General features: G+C 45.8%; 1 protein-coding gene. It reads left to right on the top strand.

The window, feature by feature from the left end; all coding sequences use genetic code 11:
* A partial coding sequence (locus C1E99_RS00230) for a thiamine pyrophosphate-dependent enzyme (RefSeq protein ID WP_238146164.1) occupies positions 1 to 273 on the top strand: 273 nt, incomplete at both ends.

Here is a 273-nt window from a genome sequence, read left to right on the forward strand (position 1 = left end):
GGTCAGCATCAAATGTGGGCCGCTCAATTCTACCCCTACAAACATGCACGTCAACTTGTAACATCTGGTGGCATGGGGACCATGGGCTTTGGTATTCCAGCAGCTATCGGCGCCAAATTAGCCAATCCAGATAAAGAAGTAGTCATCTTTGTCGGTGATGGCGGCTTCCAAATGACAAACCAAGAATTGGCTATTTTGAATGGCTATGGTGTACCGATTAAGGTTGTATTGATCAATAACCACTCTCTTGGAATGGTTCGTCAATGGCAGGAA

The sequence above is a fragment of the Streptococcus suis genome (genome assembly GCF_002964045.1).
Lineage (GTDB): Bacteria > Bacillota > Bacilli > Lactobacillales > Streptococcaceae > Streptococcus > Streptococcus suis_U.